Origin of the sequence: Pseudoduganella sp. UC29_71, from assembly GCF_042693265.1 — a bacterium.
In the GTDB taxonomy this organism is placed as follows: Bacteria; Pseudomonadota; Gammaproteobacteria; order Burkholderiales; family Burkholderiaceae_D; genus Rugamonas.
Map to the genome: position 1 here is coordinate 5504917 of NZ_CP170549.1, position 20430 is coordinate 5525346.

A 20430-nucleotide genomic window follows, 5' to 3' on the forward strand; every position below is an offset into this window, starting at 1 on the left:
CCCCGTTTGTTCTGTATTCTCACGCGGACTCCCAGGCCAGCATGTTCCAGCTCACGCCGACCCGCACATCCGTCTTTAACTGCACCAGCTGACGAGAAAGATACAGCATCTCGCGCTCTTTTCGTAACGTTTCGCCCAGCGTGTCCTTGAGGATGCCGGCGCCGGCCATGATGGCGTCCAGGCTGCCGTAAGTGCGCAACAGCTTGGCCGCCGTCTTCATGCCCACCTTGGACACGCCCGGAATGCTGTCGGTGGCGTCGCCCATCAGCGCCAGCAGTTCCGGCAGCTGCTCGGGCGGCACGCCCCACTTCTTTTCGCACCAGGCATGGTCGTGCCACTCGCTCTTGAAATGGTCCCACACCAGCGCGCCCTGGGCAACCAGGCAATGCAGGTCCTTGTCGGTGGTGGCCACCACGGCCGCGCCGCGGTCCTCGGCCAGCCAGCGCAGCACCACGGTGCCGATCACGTCGTCCGCCTCCACGTCCGGCAGGCTGACCACGCGCAGGCCGAAGCGGCCCAGGCTCTGGTAGAACTCCGGCAGCGCCTCGCGCAGCACGCCGGGCATGGGCGCGCGGCCCTCGCGGTAGCCGGCGTAGAGCTGGTGGCGCCAGGTGGGGCCGCCGAAGTCGAAGGCCGGCAGCACGTGGGTGGGCTGGTGGTCGGTGATCAGGTTGCGGAACGAGGACAGCGCATGGCGCAGCGCGATGTCGGCCTTCAGGTCCGAATCGGGTTCGGGGCTGGCTTCATACACGCGGCGCACTATGTTCAAGCCGTCGATGGCGAGGAGTCTACCCATGGAAAATCTGCTTCTGGTTCGGTGGCGCCATTCTAGCACTGGCGCCACGCTTGCTTCAGCCCCGGCTCAGCGCAGCAGCTCGTACGGGCCGCCTTTTTCCAGCGCGCGCTGGTAGGCCGGGCGGGCGTGGATGCGGTCCAGGAAGGCCATCAGCTTCGGGCGGCTGCGCGCCAGGCCGCCGCGCGCGGCGGCCGCTTCGAGCGGAAAGCTCATTTGCACGTCGGCCGCGCTGAACTCGGCGCCGGCGAACCATTCGCTCTTGCCCAGCTCGCCCTCCAGGTAGTCCAGGTGCTGCCCGATCTGCGGCAGGATGTAGCTGCCCTTGACCTTGGCCGCGATGGCCTTGGCAATCGGCTTGACGAAGAACGGCGCAGGGCTGCTTTCCACGCGGTCGAACACCAGCTTCATCAGCAGCGGCGCCATGGCCGAGCCTTCGGCGTAGTGCAGGAAATAGGTCCAGCGCCGCTTGTCGGCGCTGCCGGCCGGCGGCACCAGGCGCCCGTTGCCGTACTTCTCCACCAGGTATTCAATGATGGCGCCCGACTCGGCCACCGTGGCGTCGCCGTCGGTGATGACGGGCGACTTGCCCAGCGGGTGGATGGCGCGCAGCGACGGCGGCGCCAGCATGGTCTTGGGGTCGCGCTGGTAACGCACGATGTCGTATTCCAGCCCCAGTTCTTCCAGCAGCCACAGCACGCGCTGCGAGCGCGAATTGTTCAGGTGGTGGACCACGATCATGGCGCTTTCCTCATAGTGCGCGGGCGGCCGCCCGCAATCCGCCAGCTTAGCATTCCAGCCACGTTTCGGTTGGAACTATCACTCTACTTGAATGGGAATGATAACAATTCTCGTTTACATAGTTGCTTGCAATTGCTATTATCTCGTTGATCTTTACAAACTTTTACCGAGAACAACACCATGGCAATCAAAAGCCGCAAGCACGCAACCCCAGCCTTCACTCCCATGAACACGCTTCTGGCCGCCATGCTGCTGCCTATGGTTGCCACCGGCGCCCATGCGGCCGAGGTGGAAGCGGCCGCCGGCAGCAGCGCCGCCGCGCCCGTGGGCGAGGTGCAGGAAGTGCGCGTTGCCGGTGCCAAAGAGAACGACTTCAAGGCCGACCGCGCCGCCTCCATGAAGTACACGGAACTGCTGGTAAACACGCCGCAGACCATCACCGTCATCAAGCGCGAACTGATCGAACAGCAAGCCGCCTCCACGCTGACCGAAGCGCTGGCCAACACGCCGGGCGTGGGCGCCTTCTTCCTGGGCGAGAACGGCAACACCAACACCGGCGACGCCATCTTCATGCGCGGCTTCGACGCTTCCAGCAGCATCTACGTGGACGGCGTGCGCGACATGGGTTCGATCTCGCGCGACACCTTCAACGTGGAACAGATCGACATCCTGAAAGGCCCGGCCGGCACCGACAGCGGCCGCGGCTCGCCGACCGGCTCGGTCAACCTGACCTCCAAGCAGGCGCAGATGCAGGACGCCTACTCAGGCCGCGTCACGGTCGGCAGCGCCAAGCAGAAGCGCGGCACCGTGGACGTGAACCAGGTGCTGAACGCGGAGAAAGGCATGGCGTTCCGCTTCAACGCGCTGGTGCAGAACAGCGGCAAGCCAGGCCGCGACGTGATCGAGAACAAGCGCTGGGCCATCGCCCCCACCGTGGCCTTCGGCCTGGGCAGCCCCACCCGCCTGACCCTGAGCTACCTGCACGTGGACCAGGACAACATCCCCGACGGCGGCGTGCCCACCATCGGCCTGCCCGGCTACACCAGCCCGGACTCGCTGAACCCGAACCCGGCCAAGCGCCGCACCTACCTGAACACCGCCCCCATGGTGGACCCGGAAGGCTTCTACGGCTCGACCAGCGACTACGACAAGGTAAAGGCCGACATGGCCACCGTGCGCGTCGAGCACGACTTCTCGCCGAGCCTGAAGCTGCAGAACACCGCGCGCTTCGGCAAGACCAAGCAGGACTACCTGCTGAGCGCCTTCATGGCCACCGGCACCAACGCCACCACCGGCGCGCTGGGCAACCTGATCACCGAAACCCCGGCCGGCGTGGTGCTGGACCCGTCGCAATGGCGCCTGGCGCGCACCACCCGCACCATCAAGGACCAGAAGAACGAAATCCTGACCAACCAGACCACCTTGTCGGCTGAATTCGACGCCGGCGGCATGAAGCACACCGCCATCGCCGGCCTGGAGTTCGTCAACGAGAAGCAGGTCACGTATGGCTACGTGCCGGCCAGCCTGGGCGTGCTGGGCGACGCCAGCCTGTACCACCCGAACCCGTCGGCGCCGGTGTCCGGCCTGAACCCGGTGCGCAACGGCGTGTTCACCGACGGCACCACCAACACCCAGACCGTGTACCTGTTCGACACGGCCAAGCTGGGCGAGCGCTGGATGTTCAGCGGCGGCGTGCGCGCCGACCACTACCGCACCACCTACAGCGCCACGTCGCTGTCGACCGCCGCAGCCAATCCGACCCTGCCGGTCGGCACCTTGGTGCCGACCAACCTGGCGCTGTCGGACACGCTGGTCAACGGCAAGCTGTCCGCGCTGTACAAGCCCACTCCCGACAGCAGCGTGTACGCCACCGTGGCCACGTCCAAGCAGCCGCCGGGCGGCTCCAACTTCTCGCTGTCGACCAGCGCCAACAGCGCGGCCAATCCAAAGTTCGATCCGCAGGAAACCACCACCCAGGAAATCGGCGGCAAGTGGGACCTGCTCAAGCAGAAGCTGGCCCTGACCGGCGCCATCTACCGCACCACCGTGAAGAACGAAGTGGAACAGGACCCGCTGGACCTGCAGTACTACCAGACCGGCAAGAAGCGCGTGGAAGGCGTGGAAATCGGCGTCACCGGCGAGATCACGCGCGGCTGGCTGATCAGCGCAGGCTACGCCCACATGAAGACCGAAGTCCTGTCGGGCAAGGCCGTCACGGCCAACGGCCAGAACCAGCTGACCTACACGCCCAAGGACTCCTTCACCGCGTGGACCTCGTACACGCTGCCGTTCGGCGTGAAGATCGGCGGCGGCCTGCGCTACTCCGGCAAGCTGCTGCGCGGCACCGACGGCGCCGTGGGTACCCCAGCCTACGCCGACGGTTACTGGGTCGCCAACGCCATGGCCGCCTACACCGTCAACAAGAACGTGGACCTGCAGCTGAACGTGAACAACGTCACCGACAAGGAGTACGTGGCGGCGATCAACAAGTCCGGCTACCGCTACACCCCGAGCACCCCGCGCTCGGCCAGCCTGACCGCCAACATCCGCTTCTAAGCCTGCACCGCTTTCTGAAACGCCACCGCATGACGGTGGCGTTTTTTTTGCTTCGCCCCTACAATCGGCCCACCAACCGATCCAGGAGCATCCATGACCATGTTGCGTTATTCCGCATTCGCCGGCGCTGCCGTTGCCGTGCCGCTGTCCCTGGCCATGGGCGCGCCGCTGTGGGTCCCGGCGGCGGCGGCGGCGCTGACGGCGGTGGGCATCGCCGACGTGCTGCAGACCAAGCGCGCGCTGCGGCGCAACTATCCCATCCTGGCGCACTTCCGCTTCATGTTCGAGGCCATCCGCCCCGAGATCCGCCAATACCTGCTGGAGGACGATCAGTCCGCCGCGCCGTTCTCGCGCAACCAGCGCAGCATCGTCTACCAGCGCGCCAAGCTCGACACCGACAAGCGCCCCTTCGGCACCCAGCTCGACGTCTACCAGGCCGGCTACGAATGGATCAACCACTCGATCCAGCCGGTGCCGGTGAACGGCCACGACTTCCGCATCGAGATCGGCAACCACCCGGACTGCCCGCGCGCCCAGCCCTACAAGGCCAGCGTGTTCAACATCTCGGCCATGAGCTTCGGATCGCTGTCGGCCAATGCCATCCTGGCGCTCAACGGCGGCGCGCGCATCGGCGGCTTCATGCACGATACGGGCGAAGGCAGCATCAGTCCCTACCACCGCGAAAACGGCGGCGACCTGGTATGGGAAATCGGCTCCGGCTACTTCGGCTGCCGCAACGAGGACGGCAGCTTCTCGGAGCAGAACTTCGTGGCCAACGCCTGCACGCCGCAGGTCAAGATGATAGAGCTGAAGCTATCGCAGGGCGCCAAGCCGGGCCACGGCGGCGTGCTGCCCGGCCCCAAGGTCAGCCTGGAGATCGCCGCCACGCGCGGCGTGATGGCGGGCGTGGACTGCATCTCGCCGGCCAACCACTCGGCCTTCTCCACGCCGCTGGAAATGCTGGCCTTTATCGAGCGGCTGCGCAATCTGTCCGGCGGCAAGCCGACCGGCTTCAAGCTGGCCATCGGCCACCCGTGGGAATTTTTCGGCATCGTGAAAGCCATGCTGGCATCCGGCATCACGCCGGACTTCATCGTGGTGGACGGCAGCGAAGGCGGCACCGGCGCGGCGCCGCTGGAATTCACCGACCACGTCGGCACGCCGCTGCAGGAAGCGCTGCTGCTGGTGCATAACACGCTGGTGGGGGCCGGGCTGCGCGAGCGCATCAAGATCGGCGCCTCGGGCAAGATCATCACCGCCTTCGACATCGCGCGCACGCTGGCGCTGGGCGCGGACTGGTGCAACTCCGCGCGCGGCTTCATGTTCGCGCTGGGCTGCATCCAGAGCCAAAGCTGCCACACCGACCACTGCCCGACCGGCGTGGCCACGCAGGACAGGCTGCGCCAGCGCGCGCTGGTGGTGCCGGACAAGACCAGCCGCGTGGCGCACTTCCACCAGAACACCATGAAAGCGCTGGCCGAGCTGATCGCCGCCGCCGGCCTGACGCACCCCTCGCAACTGAAGCCGCACCACATCGTGCGGCGCATCTCGCCCAACCAGGTCAAGCTGGCATCGGCGCTGCTGCCCTACCTGGAACCGGGCCAGCTGCTCGACCCCAGCCTGCTCGCCAGGCTGCCGCCCGTATTCGGCCTCTACTGGCCCATGGCCCAGGCCGAATCCTTCCACCCGCTGGCGTGAGTGGCGGCGCTGCGGCGGGTTAGCGCGCAGCGCGTAAGCCGCCGGACTTCAGCGCTGGACGTGAAGCTTGATGACGCGGCGCGCGCCGGGGGGCGATGGCGGCGGAACGGAGGGATCGCTGCTGCCACTGTCGCAGCTGCCGCAACTGCCGCAGCCGGAGCCGCAGCTGTCCTGCACCTTGAAGAATTTCGCGAGCTTGTCTTCATTCATGCCGCGCTGCGCCAGCGTATAGACGATGCGGCGGCGCCAGGCCGCCGGCAGATACTTGGTGCTGGCGTGCACCAGTGCCGCTGCGACAATCAGGCCGACAATAATCTGCTGCCACATATCAGGCTCCCAGCATGACCGCAACGCGGTAAGTGATGAAGGACGCGGTGTAGGCCAGCGCGAACATATAGCCGGCCATGATGAAGGCGTAGCGCACGCTGCCGGTTTCGCGGCGCACCACGGACAGCGTGGACAGGCACTGCGGCGCGAACACATACCAGGCCAGCAGCGACAAGGCGGTGGCCATCGACCAGGTGTGCGCCAGGATGGGTTCGAGCTGCGAGGCCAGCTCGTCGCCGGTCTGGGACAGCGCGTACACCGTGCCCAGCGCGCCCACCGCCACTTCGCGCGCAGCCATGCCCGGCACCAGCGCGATGCAGATCTGCCAGTTGAAGCCGATCGGCGCGAAGATGAATTCCAGGCCGCGTCCCAGCAGGCCCGCCAGGCTGTAGTAGATGGCCGGGTGGGTGGCGCCTTCGGGCGCGCCGGGGAAGCTGCTCAGTGCCCACAGCAGCACCATCAGGGTCAGGATCACGGTGCCGACGCGAGTCAGGAAGATCTTGGCGCGCTCCCACAGGCCGATGGCCAGGTTGCGCAGGTGCGGCCAGTGGTAGCTGGGCAGTTCCAGCATCAGCGGCTGCTTGCTCTTGGCGCCCAGCGTGCGCTTGAAGAACCACGCCACGCCCATGGCCGAGACAATGCCGGCCACGTACAGCGCGAACAGCACCAGGCCCTGCAGGCTGAGGAAGCCCCACACTTCGCGCTCGGGGATGAAGGCGGCAATCACCAGCGCGTACACCGGCAGGCGCGCCGAGCACGTCATCAGCGGGGCGATCATGATGGTGACCAGCCGGTCGCGCGGGTTCTGGATGGTGCGCGCCGCCATCACGCCGGGAATGGCGCAGGCAAAGCTGGACAGCAGCGGGATGAAGGCGCGCCCGGACAGGCCCACGCCGCCCATCAGGCGGTCCAGCAGGAAGGCCGCGCGCGGCAGGTAGCCGCAGTCTTCCAGCACCAATATGAAGAAGAACAGGATCAAAATCTGCGGCAGGAACACCAGCACGCTGCCCACGCCGCTGATCACGCCGTCCACCAGCAGGCTGCGCAGCACGCCGTCGGCCATGTGCTCCTTGAGCAGGCCGCCGCCGCCGTCCACCGTGTCCTTGATCCATTCCATGACGGGCGCGGCCCAAGTGAAGACGGCCTGGAACACCAGGAACATCAGCACCGCCAGGATGATGGGGCCGAGCACCGGATGCAGCACCACGTCGTCGATTTTTTCGCTCAGGTTGCCCTTGTCGCGGCTGTCGTTGCTGACCACGGACAGGATGCGGCGCACTTCGCGCTGCGTCTCCTCCACCGGCACCGCGTCGATGGCGGCCAGCGGGTTGGCCTGGACAGCGGCGAATGGCCACATCTGGTCCAGCGCGCGCAGCAGCGACTTCTCGCCGCCGGCCGTCACGGCCACGGTTTCCACCACGGTCATGCCCAGTTCCTGGGACAGCTTGTCGGCATCGATCTCGATGCCGCGCTTTTTCGCCACGTCCACCATGTTCAGCGCCAGCAGCATCGGCAGGCCGAGGCGCTTGATCTCGAGCACCAGGCGCAGGTTCAGGCGCAGATTGGTCGCGTCCACCACGCACACCACCACGTCCGGCGACGCTTCGCCGGCGCGCAGCCCGGCCACCACGTCGCGCGTGATGGCTTCGTCCGGCGTGTGCGCCTTGAGCGAATAGGCGCCCGGCAGGTCCAGCAGGCGGAAGCCGTGGCCGTCGGGCGAGGTGAACTGGCCTTCCTTGCGTTCGATGGTCACGCCGGCGTAGTTGGCCACCTTCTGGCGCGCGCCCGTCAGGCGGTTGAACAGCGCGGTCTTGCCGCAGTTCGGATTGCCCAGCAGGGCCACCATCGGCGCCTGCGCTACGGCCTGCGCCGGTTTTTCTACTGCACCCATGGTTTAGTCCGGTTGGATAGAGATCAGCGCGGCTTCGAAGCGGCGCAACGCAAAAGTGGAGTTGCCTACCTTGATGGCCAGCGGCTCGCCGCCCGGCATGCCGCGCTTGAGCATGCGGATGCGCTCGCCCGGCACGAAACCCAGCTCCATCAGGCGCCGCGCCAGGTCTGCGCCGTCTTCCACGTCTTGCGGATTGCCCGGCGCTACATGCACCACCACCGCGCTTTTGCCGGTCTCCAGCAGGTCCAGTTGGGTCAGGGGGGGCGCTTGCGTCATGGGGCTTCCAGTCGGATCGGTGATGAATTTCTGTGCGGCCATTATAAAGCTAAATGAGAATGAGTTGGATTTGCAGGAACTTCTTGCATTGTACGCCGGACTGCGGCAGAATAGGAAACGTAATGATAATGATTCTCATTAAGAAACTATTAAGAATGATGAATCAGCATCAAAAACTTAGCCGCATCTAGCCGCAACTAGCCAGAAGGTAACGCAATGATTGTTTGTATCTGCAACAACATCTCGGACCGCGAAATCCGTCAAGCCATCGAACTGGGCATCACTTCCATGGATGAACTGCGCGCCGACCTCGGCCTGGCCACGTGCTGCGGCCAGTGCGCCTCCACCGCGGAAGAGATCCTGAACGAACACCTGGGCCGCATCAACGAAACCGTCCTGAAGCGGCCGTCCATGACCACGTAAGAAGCGCAATGCATGCGATGACGATAGACTAGCCCTCACCGCAGGGCTGGCCAGGCTGGGTAAGTCCGCCGGCACCGGTCTATCCCGCCATGCCGCGCCGCCCGGGCGAAACCGGCGTGGTCATGCTGCGCGTGCTGCTCAGCGAGAAGGGCTTCCCGAGCAACTTCCAGCAGGCCTGAGCCTCCCCTACATCTCCGCCCACATGCGCAGCAGGTTGTGGTAGTGGCCGGCCAGGCCCACCGCAGCGTCGTTGTCGCCCAGCTGGGCGCGCACCTTCTGGATGTTCTGATCCAGCTCGAACAGCATGGCGCGGCGGGCGTCGTCGCGCACCATGCTCTGGCTCCACAGGAAAGACGCCACGCGCTCGCCGCGCGTTACCGGCATCACGCGGTGCACACTGCTGGACGGGTAGACGATGGCGTCGCCGGCCGGCAGCTTCACTTCATGCGCGCCATAGGAATCCATCACCACCAGTTCGCCGCCTTCGTATTCTTCGGGTTCGCTGAGGAACACCGTGGTGGACACGTCGGCGCGCAGCGTCTGCAAGGTGCGCCCGTCGGTGCGCACGGCGCCGTCGATGTGCAGGCCATACTGTTCGCCGCCCGCATAGCTGTTGAAGTAAGGCGGCAGGATGCGCAGCGGCAGCGCGGCGGCGAAGAACAGCGGGTTGGCCGTCAGCGCGCGCGCGACGATGTCGCCCAGTTCCCTGGCCAGCGGCGAGCCTTCGGCCAGCTGCCGGTTGCGCTTGACCTGCGCGCCCTGCGCCCCTACGCTTTCGCGGCCGTCCACCCAGTCGGTCTGCGCCAGGCGCTGGCGGAAAGTCAGTACTTGTTCCGGCGTCAGCACGCCGGGGATGTGCAGCATCATGGTCGGGTCCTTGCTTGGGCTAAGCCGGTATTATCCGACAAAGGCCGCTTAACAGAAACGATAATTGTTCGCACTTCCAACAGCGTTTTCACCACCACTATTATCTGACCATTTTTTCATGTTTTACTTAGAGATATGAGGGCGTTCGTGGCAGAATGGCGGCATTTCCTGCTTCAACAACCAGATAAAAAGAGGGTATCCCATGAAGGGTGATAACGACGTAATCCGCCTGCTGAACGCGCAGCTGACCAACGAGCTGACCGCAATCAACCAGTACTTCCTGCACGCGCGCATGTACCGCCACTGGGGCTTCGAGAAGATCGCGAAGAAAGAGTACGAAGAATCGATCGGCGAGATGAAGCACGCCGACAAACTGATCGACCGCATCCTGATGCTGGAAGGCCTGCCGAACCTGCAAGCCATGCACAAGGTGATGATCGGCGAGAACACCGAAGAGATGCTGGGCCTGGACCTGAAACTGGAACGCGCCGCGCACATCACGATCAAGGAAGGCATCGCCCAGTGCGAGAAAGTGGGCGACTACGTGTCGCGCGACCTGCTGCTGATGATCCTGGAAGACACCGAAGAGCACATCGAGTGGCTGGAAACCCAGATCGACCTGATCGGCAAAGTCGGCATCCAGAACTACCTGCAGAGCCAGATGTCCGAATAAGCCGCCAACGCATTACCCCTTGGCCGCCGCCCCCGCCGCGGCGGCCGGGTCCTTCCCTACGTCCCCCGCCTCCCGGCCGCGCGCCGCCTTCACTTTCACCAGCAGCATCGCCACCGCAGCGCACAGCAGCAGCGCGCCCGCCAGCCGTATCACGTTCTCCGGATGGCCGCCCAGCCAGGCGCGGTAGTACAGCGGCAGCGTGAGGATCTGGATGATCATCGGGATCACGATGAACATATTGAAAATGCCCATGTAGACGCCGGTGCGCTCGGGCGGGATGCTGCCCGCCAGGATCACGTAGGGGTTGCCCATCATGCTGGCCCAGGCCACGCCAATGCCCAGCATGGGCAGCAGCAGCAACGATGGGCTGTGGATCAGCGGCATGCTCAGCATGCCCGCGCCGGCCAGCGCCAGGCAGACGCTGTGCATGGCCTTGGGACCGTAGCGGCGCGTGAACGGCACCAGCGCGAAGGCGGCCAGGAAGGCGATGAAGTTGTAGAAGGCGCCGATCTGGCCGTTCAGCAGCCCCGCCTCGCGGAAGCCGGGCGAAGCCGGGTCGGTGCTGTGGAACATGGTGGCCGCCAGCGACAGCACGATGTACTGCCAGTAGCAGAACATGGCGTACCACTGGAACAGCTGCACCAGCGCCAGCTGGCGCATGGTGGACGGCATGTCGCGCACGGCGGCGCCGATTTCGGCCAGCGTGCTGCGCCAGCCCACCGGCGCGGCGCGGATGCGGCGTATTTCCTCGTCGTCCAGCGGCAGCTCGGGCGTGGTCTTCAGGGTCCACAGCACGCTGCCCAGCGAGAACACGGCGCCGATCAGGAAGGCCGCAATCACCACGTGCGGGATATGGCTGCCGCTGACGGCGTCCCGGCTCATGCCGAGGAAGACCAGCAGCGACGGCGTCAGATAGGCCAGCGTCTGCCCCAGTCCCGTGAAGGCGCTCTGGGTCAGGAAGCCCAGCGAGTGCTGGGCCGGCGCCAGGCGGTCGCTGACGAAGGCGCGGTACGGTTCCATGGTGACGTTGTTGGCCGAGTCCAGTATCCACAGCAGGCTGGCCGCCATCCACAGCGCGGAGCTGAAGGGCATGGCCAGCAGGCCCAGGCTGCACAGGATGGCGCCGATCAGGAAGTAGGGGCGGCGCCGTCCCCAGCGGCTCAGGGTGCGGTCGCTCAGCGCGCCCACCAGCGGCTGCACCAGCAGGCCGGTGACGGGGCCGGCCAGCCACAGGTAAGGCAGGCTGGCCTCGTCGGCGCCGAGGTAGCTGTAGATGGGGCTCATGCTGCTTTGCTGCAGGCCGAAACTGAACTGGATGCCGAAGAATCCGACGTTCATGTTGACGATCTGCCAGAACGAAAGGCGGGGCTTGTGCAGCGCCATGGCGTGCTCCGGTTGGGGTTCGAGTGGGATCTCAGGCGGCGCTGTGCCAGCGCGCGATCCAGGATTGGTAGAAGGCCGTGTCCTGCGGGACGGCGCCGGCGATGCCGCAGATGGCGCCGGCAAAGGCGTTGGCGCGCGCCATGGTGAGCGCGAGCGGCCAGCATTGCGCGCTGCCGTACAGGTAGACGGCGGAGAAGGCGTCGCCCGCGCCCACGGTGTCCACCATGCGCGGCACTGCTGCCGGGCCGCTGGCGGTGACTTCGCCGCCGGCGCCGTAGTGCACCGCGCCGCGCGGGCCGAGCGTGACGATGATGCTGGCCAGCGAAAACTTGGTAATCAGTTCGGCGCACGCCAGGCGCACGTCCAGGCTGTCCATGTCGGCGGTGCCGGGGCTGATGTGGGCATACCAGTCGAACAGCTGCACCAGTTCTTCCTCGTTGACCTTGAGCGTGTCGGCCTGGCACAGCGAATCGAACACGGTGGCTTCGGTGAACTGGCCGTCGCGCAGGTTCAGGTCGAGGTAGCGCGGCGCCTTGCTGGCTCGCAGCAGGGCTTGCAGGGCCGCGCGGCCTTGCGGCGTGCGCTGGGCCAGGGTGCCGAAGTAGACGGCGGCGGGGACTGGCGCGGCGGCCGCTTGCTGCCCAGTCCAGGCGGCCAGCGCGGCCAGCATGGCGTCCGGCTGCACGCGGTCGTAGGCCTGCTCCGGCAGGATGTGGAAGCGGTGGCTGCCGTCGCCGGTGCGTTCGACTTGCACGCGGCCGGTGGGTTCGCCAGCGCCGGTCTGCAACGCTGCTTCGCTCATGCCGAAGCGCTGGAATTCGTTGCGCATGCGGGCGCCGTTGGCGTCGTCGCCGATGCGGGTGACCATCAGCGGCGGCATGCCGAAGCCGGCCAGATTGCGCGCCACGTTGAACGGGGCGCCGCCGACCACTTGCAGGTCGCCGAAATCGTCTACCAGTGCTTCGCCGAATACGACGGCAGTTGCGGCCCCGCGTGCTTGCTTCATTGCTGCTCCTTCTGCGTTGTTCATGGCGCGGCCTCCAGCCATAGCATGGACCAGGGCGCGAGCTCCACTACACCCGAGCGGGCCTGGCCTGTCAAGCTGTCGCGCCAGGCGCTGCCGGGGCTGGCGGGGCTGCCCGGGTTGCCATGCGGGGGCAGCGGGTGCTGTTGCGCGGCGCCGGAGAAATTGAACAGCGCCAGGAAGCGCGGCCCGCGCGCCAGCGCCAGCACGGCGGGGGCGGAGGGCAGCACGCTGCGCGGCGCGCCCGCCGCCAGCGCGTCCAGCCGGGTTCTCGCGGCCAGCAGGGCGCGCAGGCCGCCGTACATCTCGCCGGCGGGCGTGGCGGGGTCGTGGCGCTGCGCGAAAGCGTGGTCGTCGAAGACGGGGCGCTGCAGCCAGCGGCTGTCCATGGCGTGTTCGGGGCGGTCGCGGTAGCTGCTGTCATTGCGCTGGGCCAGTTCGTCGCCCATGTACAGCACGGGCAACGCACCGGCGCTCAGGGCCAGGCCGTGCAGCAGCAGCGCGCGGCGCAGCGCAGCGTGCTGCTGGGCTGGCGCTGTCAGGCCGGCCAGCGAGGCGGCCATGCCGTTGCTGCCGTGCGCGGCGGTCGGGTCGCTGCTCTGGAAGGCGGCGCCGTCGGGCAGCGCGCCGTCCGCATAGGCGCCTGCCGAACCGCTGTAGAAGTTGGCAATCGCGGCCAGCCGCGCGCGGGCGCGTTCCGGCCCAGCGTCCGCGCCGCCGTCTTCGCCGGCCTCGGCGCGCAGCACGTTCCAGCCGATGTCGTCATGGCAGCGCACGTAGCTCAGCCACGAGGTGTGCGGCGGCAGCTCGGGCGTGCGGGCCAGCACGGCGCGCAGCAACGATGCATCCTGCTCGGCCAGTGCGCCCCACCCGGCCGCCATCAAGCTGCTGTGATAGGCGATGTGGCATTCCGGCGCGGCCGCGTCGCCGAAATAGGCGGGCAGCTCGCGCGTCGGCACGATGGCTTCGGCCTTCAGCAGCACGCCCGGCGCGGCGATGGCGACGATGGCGCGCAGCGCCTGCAGCAGCGCATGCGCCTCCGGCTGGTTCATGCAGTTGGTGCCTTCGCGCTTCCACAGGAAGGCCGTGGAGTCGAGCCGGAACACCTCGATGCCCCGGTTGGCCAGCCGCAGCAGCGCCGCCGCCATTTCCGCGAACACCGCCGGGTTGGCGTAGTTCAGGTCCCACTGGTAGGGATAGAAGGTAGTCCAGACCCAGCCGCCCATCTCGTCCACGCGGCTGAAATTGCCCGGCGCCACCTGCGGGAACACCTGGCCCAGCGTTGCCTCGTAGCGGTCCGGCATGTTGCGGTCCGGGAACACGTGGAAGTAGCCGCGCAGAGCCTGGTCGCCATGGCGCGCGCCGCGCGCCCACGGGTGGTCGTCCGCCACGTGGTTGAGGATGAAGTCCGAGCACAGGCTGATGCCGGCCGCGCGCAGCCGCGCGGTCAGCGCGTCCAGGTCGGCGTTGCCGCCCAGCCGGGGGTCCACGTCGTCAAAGCTGGCCACGGCAAAGCCGCCGTCGTTCTCGCCGGCGCGCGGGCGCAGGAAGGGCAGCAAGTGCAGGTAGCGCACGCCCAGCTCGCGCAGGTGCGGAATGCGCTCGGCCACGCCGGCCAGGGTGCCGCCGAAGCGGTCCGCGTAGGCGCAGTAGCCCAGCATGGACTGGTGCTGGAACCAGTCCGGCCGGGCCAGACGCTGCTCGTCCAGCGCTTGCAGCTCGGCCGGACGCGCGGCCGCCAGGCGGCCCACTTGCGCCGCCAGATCGGCATACCACTGCGCGAAGCCGGGCTGCTGGCCGTACAGGCCGGACAGGCGCTGGTGCAGCACCGCCTCCTGTTCGGTGTAGCGGCGCGCGAACTCGGCGCGCCGCGCTGCGGGCAGCGCCGGCATGGCGGCCAGCAAAGACTGCAAAGGCTGGGACATCTTGATCATCTTCTTCTACGGGTTGCGGGGCGGGTCAGAAGCTGTAGCTCAGGCTGGCCTTGACGGCGCGGCCGGTGATGGCGCGCGCGGCGTGGCCGTCGCCTTCCACCTCGGTGTAGCCCAGCTTGTTGAACAGGTTGTTGGCGGTCAGCGACAGCACGGTCTGCGGATTGAGCTGGTACTTCACGAAGGCGTGCACCACGCGATAGGCCGGCATGTTGATGGTGTTGGCGTCGTCCGCCCACGAGCGGCCGGTGCCGATGATGCTGGCGCCGAAGGTGACGTCGCCAATTTCATAGCTCGGCGCCAGCTGGTACACCACCTTGGCCTGGCGGCGCGGCGTGTGGCCGATCACGGCTTCCTGGCCCGGCGCGGTGCCGGTGATTTCGGCGTCCGTGTAGGTCAGGCCGCCGTTGACGCGGAAGCCGCCCATGCTCCATGCCGCTTCCAGTTCGGCGCCCTTGGCTTCATAGCGGTTCGCGGTGCTGAGCTGCGTGGTGGCCTCGTAGTTGCTTTCGTTGGTCTTGGCCTGGAACAGCGTGAGGAAGGCGCTGGCGCCGCCCTGGCGCCACTTCACGCCGCCTTCCACCTGCTTGACCGTGTTCAGGCTGACCGGCGCACTGCCGTCCAGCGGGCTGCCGAACAGGATGCGGTCCGCGTTGAAGGACACGCCGTCGCTGACGCGCGCGAACAGCGCCAGGTTGCGCTGCAGCTGGTAGTTGCCGCCCACCGAGTAGGAGGTGTGGTCAACCTTGTAGTTCACCAGTTGCTGCGTGGCCGCCTCGTAGCGCAGGCCCGCATTGCCGGCGCTGCTGGCGATGTTGGCGGTGCCGGTGGCGCGCTGGTTGTCCTTGCGCACGCTGGCGTCGATGTTCACCGGGCCGCTTTCCCAGCCCAGGTTGGCGTAGGGCGAGGTGAGTTTGTATTCCATGTCCACGGCGCGCGAGCAGCAGGCGCCGAAGGCAGGGCCGATCAGGCCGGGGGTCGCGCTGGCACCGGTGCTGGCGGTCTGCAGCAGCGCCGGGCTGTCCGCCTTGGCCTGCATCAGGTACTCGTTGAAGTTCCACGTCAGGCCCAGCTGCTGCAGGGAGTTGTACAGGCCCGCGGTGCCGGTCAGCTTGCCGCCGGCTACGTTCAGCGACTTGGACAGCTTGACGTCGTTCAGCGTGTTGCCCGCGTCGTCGATGGAGGTGTTGAACACCACGGCGTTGAAGGCGCGGCCATTGTAGGCCTGGCCCTTCTGCGGTCCGGTGGCGATGGTGTAGGTGCCCGTCGTGCCGTTATTGGATGGGAACACGCCGATGAAGCGGCCGCTGTTGTCGCTCTTGCGGAAGTTCTCGCTCAGCGTGACGCCGTTGCCCAGGTCCAGCGACAAGGCGATGCCGAAGCTGTCGCTCTTCACGGCCAGGCCGTCGTTGACGTTGCTCGATACATGGCCATTGCCCTTGTCCAGCGACACGTCGCGCACCCAGTACGGCGAGTAGAAGCTGACGGTGCGCGGATCGAGGCCCGGGATCTCGGAGATGCGGCCGTTGTTGACCTGCACCGGCACCGGCAGCGCGGTGGGCGACTTGTCGTCCAGGTGCTTGAAGGACAGGCGGATATAGCCGCGCTCGAATTCGTGCGTCAGGTTGCCGCGGACCTGGCCGCCCTCTTCCGTGCTCATGCCGGTGCGGCGGATGCCTTCGCCGGTGCGGTAGTGGCCGCCGATGAAGAAGCGGGTCTTGTCGGTGAGCGGGGCGCCGTAGCTGAAGTCGTAGCGGGTCTGGTCGTAGCCCAGGCCGCGCGAGATGCCGATGCTGCCGCCCTTGCTCTCGCCGGTCTTGCTGATGAAGTTGATGATGCCGCCCGGCGAATTGCTCGCCAGCGTGGAGGCCGAGCCGCCGCGCACCACTTCCAGGTGGTCCAGCGTGCCGTCGATCTTCACGTAGCTGTCCGGCGTGATGAAGTTGAAATCGCCCGATTGCAGGATGGGCAGGCCGTCTTCCTGCATCTGCACGTAGCGCGAGCCGCCGGCCGAGATCGGCACGCCGCGCACGGTGATGTTGGCGTTGCCCTCGCCGCCCGACGATTCCGAGCGCAGGCCGGGCACCGAGCGCAGCACCTCGGCGGCGCTGGTGGGCGCGGTCAGGGCGATGGTGTCGGGGTCCATGGTGCTGACGGACACGCTGGACTTCATCTTGGAACTGCCGCGCGCGGTGCCGGTGACGACCACGCGCTCCATGTTCAGGCCGTCGGCAGCGGCAGGGGCTGCTTCGGCGGCGGCGGCGGCTTCGGGAACGGCTGCGGCGGTGGCGGTGGACTGTGCGGCGGCGCTCAGGTGCATCAGTGCGGCTGCGACGGCTGCGGCCATGCAAGCCAGTTTGGCTGGTTGGTTTTGCATCATGTCTCCTGGATCTTCTAGGTGGCGCCGCATTCGTTGGCGGCAGGTCTGCGGTGTGCAGTTGCCTCATTATTCACCAGTTCCAAATTTATTGCAATCGATTGCAATAAATTTTTAAAGAACGTGCAAACGCCTGGCTGAAGTTAATTGCAAACGGTTGCATCGCCGCTGTTGCGGCGCAGGGGCAGGTCAGGCGCTGGCGCGCCGCACCAGTTCGGTGGGAAGTTGCTGCGAGGCAGCGTCATGGCCGTCCGCCAGGGCCAGCAGCGCGCCGACCAGGGCGCGCCCGGCGGCGGCTATCGGCTGGCGCACCGTGCTCAGCGGAGGATGGAAATAGGAAGCCAGCTCGATATCGTCGTAACCCACCACGGCCACGTCGTCCGGCACGCTGCGCCCGGCGGCGCGCAAAGTATTGATGGCTGCCATGGCCAGCAAATCGCTGCAGGCGAACAGGCCGTCGAAGCCGGCGCCCCTGCGCTGCAGTTCGCGCACGCCCTCTTCGCCCCCGCCCGGCAGGAAGGACACCGGCACCATCAGTTGCGGATCGGCTTGCCGCCCCTGCGCGGCCAGCGCGTTGCAATAGCCCTGGTAGCGCTGCGCCACCTCGGGCAGATTGGTGTCGCCCAGGAAGGCGATGCGCCGGCGGCCCTGCGCCAGCAGATGGCCGGTGGCCAGCGCGCCGCCGGCCACGTTGTCGCCGCCGACGGTGCAATAGAGCTGCTGCGGCAGCTGCGCGCCCCACACCACGATGGGCACGCGGCGCGCCGCCAGCTGGTTCAGCTGGTCGTGGTGGCGCCACTGGCCGATCAGGATCACGCCGATCACGCGGCCGCTGTCGAAGGGCTGGGCGGCGGCGTCCAGCGTGCCGGCGTCCACCCGCGTGAGCAGCATGTCCAGGCCCTGCTCGGTGAGCGCGTCGGCCAGGCTGCCCAGCATGGCGAGGAAGAAGGGATCGGTGAGCTGCTGGCGGGTGTCCGGGTCGTACGGCACCACCACGCCCACGGTGCGGTTCTGCTTCAGGCGCAGGTTCTGCGCGCCGATGTTGATCGAGTAGTTGAGCGAGCGCGCCAGCTCCATGACGCGCTGGCGCGTTTCGTCGTTGACCAGCTTGCTGCCCGCCAGCGCGCGCGACACGGTGGACGTGGACACGCCCGCCAGCCGCGCGATGTCGGCCATCTGCAGGCGGCGCTGCTGGGCGCTGGGCGCCTCGGGTTTGACGGGCGGCATGGGCAGGCGGGACCGGCGCTTACTGCGGCGCGGTGTCGCGGAACGATGGCCGCTCGGACAGCTTGTCGTACAGGCGCGCCAGGTTGGGGTGCGCGCCGCGCCAGTCGATTTCCGGGAAGCGGAACGACAGCCAGCCCAAGGTGCAGCCCACGGCCACGTCGGCCAAGGTGTAATGGATGCCGGCGCAGTACGGCGTATCGTCCAGCTTGCGCGCCATTTCGGCCAGGCCCAGGTCCACCTTCATCAGCTGGCGCGCGATCCACTCCGCGCTCTGCTGCTCGGGCGGGCGCTGGGTGCGCTCCAGGCGCACCAGCACGCCGGCGTCGGTCACGCCGTCCGCCAGGGCTTCCCAGCACTTGATGTCCGCGCGGTCGCGGCCGTTGGGCGGCAGCAGCTTGCAGACCGGGGTCAGCGTATCGAGGTATTCGACCATGACGCGCGAATCTATCATCGCCTGGCCGTCTTCCATGATCAGGCAAGGTACCTTGCCGAGCGGATTGACTTCATTGATGCGGGTTTCCGACACCCACACGTTTTCCAGCTCGAACTGGTAATCCAGCTTCTTTTCTGCCAACACAACACGGACTTTGCGTACATAGGGACTGGCGAGGGAACCGATTAGTTTCATAGAGGCCAACAGGATAGAAGTAGCTGGCAGTATAACATCGACAATCCGGGCCAAGGCGCTGCGGTGGTAGAATGGCGGCCTGCTGCGTCTTCTTTAGCTCCGTCTTCTTTAACTTGCTTCCCGCCTCCATGACTACTACGCCCTACTCCACTCTGTCGGCCCTGTCTCCCCTCGACGGCCGCTACGCTTCCAAGACCGACAAGCTGCGCCCCATCCTGTCCGAGTCCGGTTTCATGCACAACCGCGTGAAAGTCGAAATCAACTGGCTGCAAGCGCTGTCGCAAGCCGGGTTCGCCGAGATCAAGCCGTTCTCGGCCGAAGCCACCGCGCTGCTGGACAAGCTGGTGTCGAACTTCACGGAAGCCGATGCCGCCCGCATCAAGGAAATCGAAGCGGTCACCAACCACGACGTGAAAGCCGTGGAATACTGGCTGAAAGAGCAAGTGAAGGACGTGCCCGAGCTGGTGGCCGCCTCCGAGTTCATCCACTTCGCCTGCACTTCGGAAGACATCAACAACACCTCGCACGGCATGATGCTGAAAGCGGCGCGCGACGGCGTGATGGTGCCGGCCCTGCAAGGCCTGGTGGCCAAGCTGACCGAAATCGCCCACATCAACGCCGCGCTGCCGATGCTGTCGCGCACCCACGGCCAGACCGCCTCGCCGACTACGCTGGGCAAGGAATTCGCCAACGTGGTGGCCCGCCTGCAGCGCGCCGTCAAGCGCATCGAGCAAGTGGAAATCCTGGGCAAGATGAATGGCGCCGTGGGCAACTACAACGCCCACCTGTCGGCCTACCCGTCGTTCGACTGGGCTGCGTTCTCGCAGCAGGTCATCGAGCAGCGCCTGGGCCTGGTGTTCAACCCGTACACCATCCAGATCGAGCCGCACGACTACATGGCCGAGCTGTTTGACGCCTTCGCGCGCGCCAACACCATCCTGCTGGACCTGAACCGCGACATCTGGACCTACGTGTCGCTGGGCTACTTCAAGCAGAAGCTGAAGGCCGGCGAAATCGGTTCGTCCACCATGCCGCACAAGGTCAACCCGATCGACTTCGAGAACTCGGAGGGCAACCTGGGCCTGGCCAACGCCGTGCTCAAGCACCTGTCCGAGAAGCTGCCGGTGTCCCGCATGCAGCGCGACCTGACCGACTCGACCGTGCTGCGCAACATCGGCGTGGGCCTGGGCTACACGCTGCTGGCCTACGACAGCTGCCTGCGCGGCCTGAACAAGCTGGAAGTCAACCCGGCCCGCCTGGCGGCCGACCTGGACGCGAGCTGGGAAGTGCTGGCCGAGCCGGTGCAGACCGTGATGCGCCGCTACGGCATCGAGAACCCGTACGAGCAGCTCAAGGAGCTGACCCGCGGCAAGGGCATCTCGAAGGAAGCGCTGCGCGACTTCATCACCGGCCTGGCGATCCCGCAGGAAGCCAAGGACCTGCTGCTGGCCATGACGCCGTCCAACTACATCGGCATCGCCGACAAGCTGGCCAAGGCCATCTAAACGCAGGCACGGCGGGTTACGGCGTGCCGCCTAACCCGCCCTACGCCCCGGCGCAGACCTTGGGCGTTGGGCTTGGGCGTAGGGCGGATTAGCGCACAGCGCGTCATCCG

The 20430-nt window shown here is 66.7% G+C and carries 17 protein-coding genes; 5 read left to right on the forward strand and 12 right to left on the reverse strand.

Annotation, left to right across the window (positions count from 1 at the left end; genetic code table 11):
* Positions 1–19: 19 nt before the first annotated feature.
* Both ACFJI2_RS24510 and ACFJI2_RS24515 read right to left on the reverse strand, forming a co-directional pair.
* Positions 20–796, reverse strand: coding sequence for a 5'-3' exonuclease H3TH domain-containing protein (locus tag ACFJI2_RS24510; protein ID WP_377702282.1), 777 nt, complete (start codon positions 794–796; stop codon positions 20–22).
* 66 nt (positions 797–862) lie between these two features.
* Complete coding sequence (locus tag ACFJI2_RS24515; RefSeq protein ID WP_107873530.1) at positions 863–1534, reverse strand: glutathione S-transferase; 672 nt, start codon at positions 1532–1534, stop codon at positions 863–865.
* A gap of 225 nt (positions 1535–1759) precedes the next feature.
* On the opposite strand from ACFJI2_RS24515, the gene ACFJI2_RS24520 reads away from it, so the two are divergent.
* Both ACFJI2_RS24520 and ACFJI2_RS24525 read left to right on the forward strand, forming a co-directional pair.
* Positions 1760–4090: a catecholate siderophore receptor Fiu gene (locus tag ACFJI2_RS24520; protein WP_377702283.1), complete on the forward strand. Its 2331-nt coding sequence runs from the start codon at positions 1760–1762 to the stop codon at positions 4088–4090.
* 93 nt (positions 4091–4183) lie between these two features.
* Positions 4184–5788 (forward strand): FMN-binding glutamate synthase family protein, encoded by a 1605-nt coding sequence (locus ACFJI2_RS24525; protein WP_377702284.1) that lies wholly within the window; start codon positions 4184–4186, stop codon positions 5786–5788.
* Positions 5789–5836: 48 nt separating this feature from the next.
* On the opposite strand, the gene ACFJI2_RS24530 is transcribed toward ACFJI2_RS24525, so the two are convergent.
* Genes ACFJI2_RS24530 through ACFJI2_RS24540 form a run of 3 tightly spaced genes read right to left on the reverse strand, consistent with a single transcriptional unit; the run spans position 5837 to position 8282 of the window.
* Positions 5837–6115 carry a DUF6587 family protein gene (locus tag ACFJI2_RS24530; protein WP_107981513.1) on the reverse strand — a complete coding sequence of 93 codons (279 nt, stop codon included), beginning with the start codon at positions 6113–6115 and terminating at the stop codon, positions 5837–5839.
* Position 6116: 1 nt separating this feature from the next.
* A complete protein-coding gene (locus ACFJI2_RS24535; RefSeq protein WP_377702285.1) occupies positions 6117–8006 on the reverse strand; it encodes a ferrous iron transporter B in 1890 nt (629 codons plus the stop codon).
* 3 nt (positions 8007–8009) lie between these two features.
* Entirely contained in the window at positions 8010–8282 is a 273-nt protein-coding gene (locus tag ACFJI2_RS24540; RefSeq protein ID WP_377702286.1) for a ferrous iron transport protein A, read from the reverse strand.
* A 216-nt stretch (positions 8283–8498) separates the two neighbouring features.
* Between ACFJI2_RS24540 and ACFJI2_RS24545 the strand changes: the two genes are divergently transcribed.
* Complete coding sequence (locus tag ACFJI2_RS24545; RefSeq protein ID WP_377702287.1) at positions 8499–8705, forward strand: bacterioferritin-associated ferredoxin; 207 nt, start codon at positions 8499–8501, stop codon at positions 8703–8705.
* Positions 8706–8891: 186 nt separating this feature from the next.
* Here ACFJI2_RS24545 and ACFJI2_RS24550 read toward each other — a convergent pair whose 3' ends face one another.
* Positions 8892–9572, reverse strand: coding sequence for a Fe2+-dependent dioxygenase (locus ACFJI2_RS24550; RefSeq protein ID WP_377702288.1), 681 nt, complete (start codon positions 9570–9572; stop codon positions 8892–8894).
* A gap of 202 nt (positions 9573–9774) precedes the next feature.
* On the opposite strand from ACFJI2_RS24550, the gene bfr reads away from it, so the two are divergent.
* Positions 9775–10245 carry a bacterioferritin gene (gene bfr / locus ACFJI2_RS24555; RefSeq protein ID WP_107873516.1) on the forward strand — a complete coding sequence of 157 codons (471 nt, stop codon included), beginning with the start codon at positions 9775–9777 and terminating at the stop codon, positions 10243–10245.
* Positions 10246–10257: 12 nt separating this feature from the next.
* Here bfr and ACFJI2_RS24560 read toward each other — a convergent pair whose 3' ends face one another.
* The 6 genes from ACFJI2_RS24560 to ACFJI2_RS24585 form a co-directional block, all read right to left on the reverse strand.
* Positions 10258–11628: an MFS transporter gene (locus tag ACFJI2_RS24560; protein WP_377702289.1), complete on the reverse strand. Its 1371-nt coding sequence runs from the start codon at positions 11626–11628 to the stop codon at positions 10258–10260.
* A 31-nt stretch (positions 11629–11659) separates the two neighbouring features.
* Positions 11660–12634: a PfkB family carbohydrate kinase gene (locus ACFJI2_RS24565; RefSeq protein WP_377702290.1), complete on the reverse strand. Its 975-nt coding sequence runs from the start codon at positions 12632–12634 to the stop codon at positions 11660–11662.
* A 20-nt stretch (positions 12635–12654) separates the two neighbouring features.
* Positions 12655–14586 carry an alpha-amylase family protein gene (locus ACFJI2_RS24570; RefSeq protein WP_377702291.1) on the reverse strand — a complete coding sequence of 644 codons (1932 nt, stop codon included), beginning with the start codon at positions 14584–14586 and terminating at the stop codon, positions 12655–12657.
* A 25-nt stretch (positions 14587–14611) separates the two neighbouring features.
* Complete coding sequence (locus ACFJI2_RS24575) at positions 14612–16963, reverse strand: TonB-dependent receptor domain-containing protein (protein WP_377702292.1); 2352 nt, start codon at positions 16961–16963, stop codon at positions 14612–14614.
* Positions 16964–17149: 186 nt separating this feature from the next.
* Complete coding sequence (locus ACFJI2_RS24580) at positions 17150–18187, reverse strand: LacI family DNA-binding transcriptional regulator (RefSeq protein WP_377702293.1); 1038 nt, start codon at positions 18185–18187, stop codon at positions 17150–17152.
* 19 nt (positions 18188–18206) lie between these two features.
* Complete coding sequence (locus ACFJI2_RS24585) at positions 18207–18815, reverse strand: glutathione S-transferase N-terminal domain-containing protein (protein WP_107873510.1); 609 nt, start codon at positions 18813–18815, stop codon at positions 18207–18209.
* Positions 18816–18943: 128 nt separating this feature from the next.
* Here ACFJI2_RS24585 and purB point away from each other — a divergent pair, with 128 nt between their 5' ends.
* A complete protein-coding gene (gene purB, locus ACFJI2_RS24590) occupies positions 18944–20320 on the forward strand; it encodes an adenylosuccinate lyase (RefSeq protein ID WP_377702294.1) in 1377 nt (458 codons plus the stop codon).
* The last annotated feature ends 110 nt before the right edge of the window (positions 20321–20430 follow it).

What these genes read in the sequence shown, in the direction of transcription:
- purB (WP_377702294.1), top strand. Translation starts at nt 18,944, where the DNA reads ATGACTACTACGCCCTACTCCACTCTGTCGGCCCTGTCTCCCCTCGAC.
- ACFJI2_RS24525 (WP_377702284.1), top strand. Translation starts at nt 4,184, where the DNA reads ATGACCATGTTGCGTTATTCCGCATTCGCCGGCGCTGCCGTTGCCGTG.
- bfr (WP_107873516.1), top strand. Translation starts at nt 9,775, where the DNA reads ATGAAGGGTGATAACGACGTAATCCGCCTGCTGAACGCGCAGCTGACC.
- ACFJI2_RS24530 (WP_107981513.1), bottom strand. Translation starts at nt 6,115, where the DNA reads ATGTGGCAGCAGATTATTGTCGGCCTGATTGTCGCAGCGGCACTGGTG.
- ACFJI2_RS24565 (WP_377702290.1), bottom strand. Translation starts at nt 12,634, where the DNA reads ATGAAGCAAGCACGCGGGGCCGCAACTGCCGTCGTATTCGGCGAAGCA.
- ACFJI2_RS24560 (WP_377702289.1), bottom strand. Translation starts at nt 11,628, where the DNA reads ATGGCGCTGCACAAGCCCCGCCTTTCGTTCTGGCAGATCGTCAACATG.
- ACFJI2_RS24520 (WP_377702283.1), top strand. Translation starts at nt 1,760, where the DNA reads ATGAACACGCTTCTGGCCGCCATGCTGCTGCCTATGGTTGCCACCGGC.
- ACFJI2_RS24575 (WP_377702292.1), bottom strand. Translation starts at nt 16,963, where the DNA reads ATGATGCAAAACCAACCAGCCAAACTGGCTTGCATGGCCGCAGCCGTC.
- ACFJI2_RS24510 (WP_377702282.1), bottom strand. Translation starts at nt 796, where the DNA reads ATGGGTAGACTCCTCGCCATCGACGGCTTGAACATAGTGCGCCGCGTG.
- ACFJI2_RS24545 (WP_377702287.1), top strand. Translation starts at nt 8,499, where the DNA reads ATGATTGTTTGTATCTGCAACAACATCTCGGACCGCGAAATCCGTCAA.
- ACFJI2_RS24550 (WP_377702288.1), bottom strand. Translation starts at nt 9,572, where the DNA reads ATGATGCTGCACATCCCCGGCGTGCTGACGCCGGAACAAGTACTGACT.
- ACFJI2_RS24585 (WP_107873510.1), bottom strand. Translation starts at nt 18,815, where the DNA reads ATGAAACTAATCGGTTCCCTCGCCAGTCCCTATGTACGCAAAGTCCGT.
- ACFJI2_RS24540 (WP_377702286.1), bottom strand. Translation starts at nt 8,282, where the DNA reads ATGACGCAAGCGCCCCCCCTGACCCAACTGGACCTGCTGGAGACCGGC.
- ACFJI2_RS24580 (WP_377702293.1), bottom strand. Translation starts at nt 18,187, where the DNA reads ATGCCGCCCGTCAAACCCGAGGCGCCCAGCGCCCAGCAGCGCCGCCTG.
- ACFJI2_RS24515 (WP_107873530.1), bottom strand. Translation starts at nt 1,534, where the DNA reads ATGATCGTGGTCCACCACCTGAACAATTCGCGCTCGCAGCGCGTGCTG.
- ACFJI2_RS24535 (WP_377702285.1), bottom strand. Translation starts at nt 8,006, where the DNA reads ATGGGTGCAGTAGAAAAACCGGCGCAGGCCGTAGCGCAGGCGCCGATG.
- ACFJI2_RS24570 (WP_377702291.1), bottom strand. Translation starts at nt 14,586, where the DNA reads ATGATCAAGATGTCCCAGCCTTTGCAGTCTTTGCTGGCCGCCATGCCG.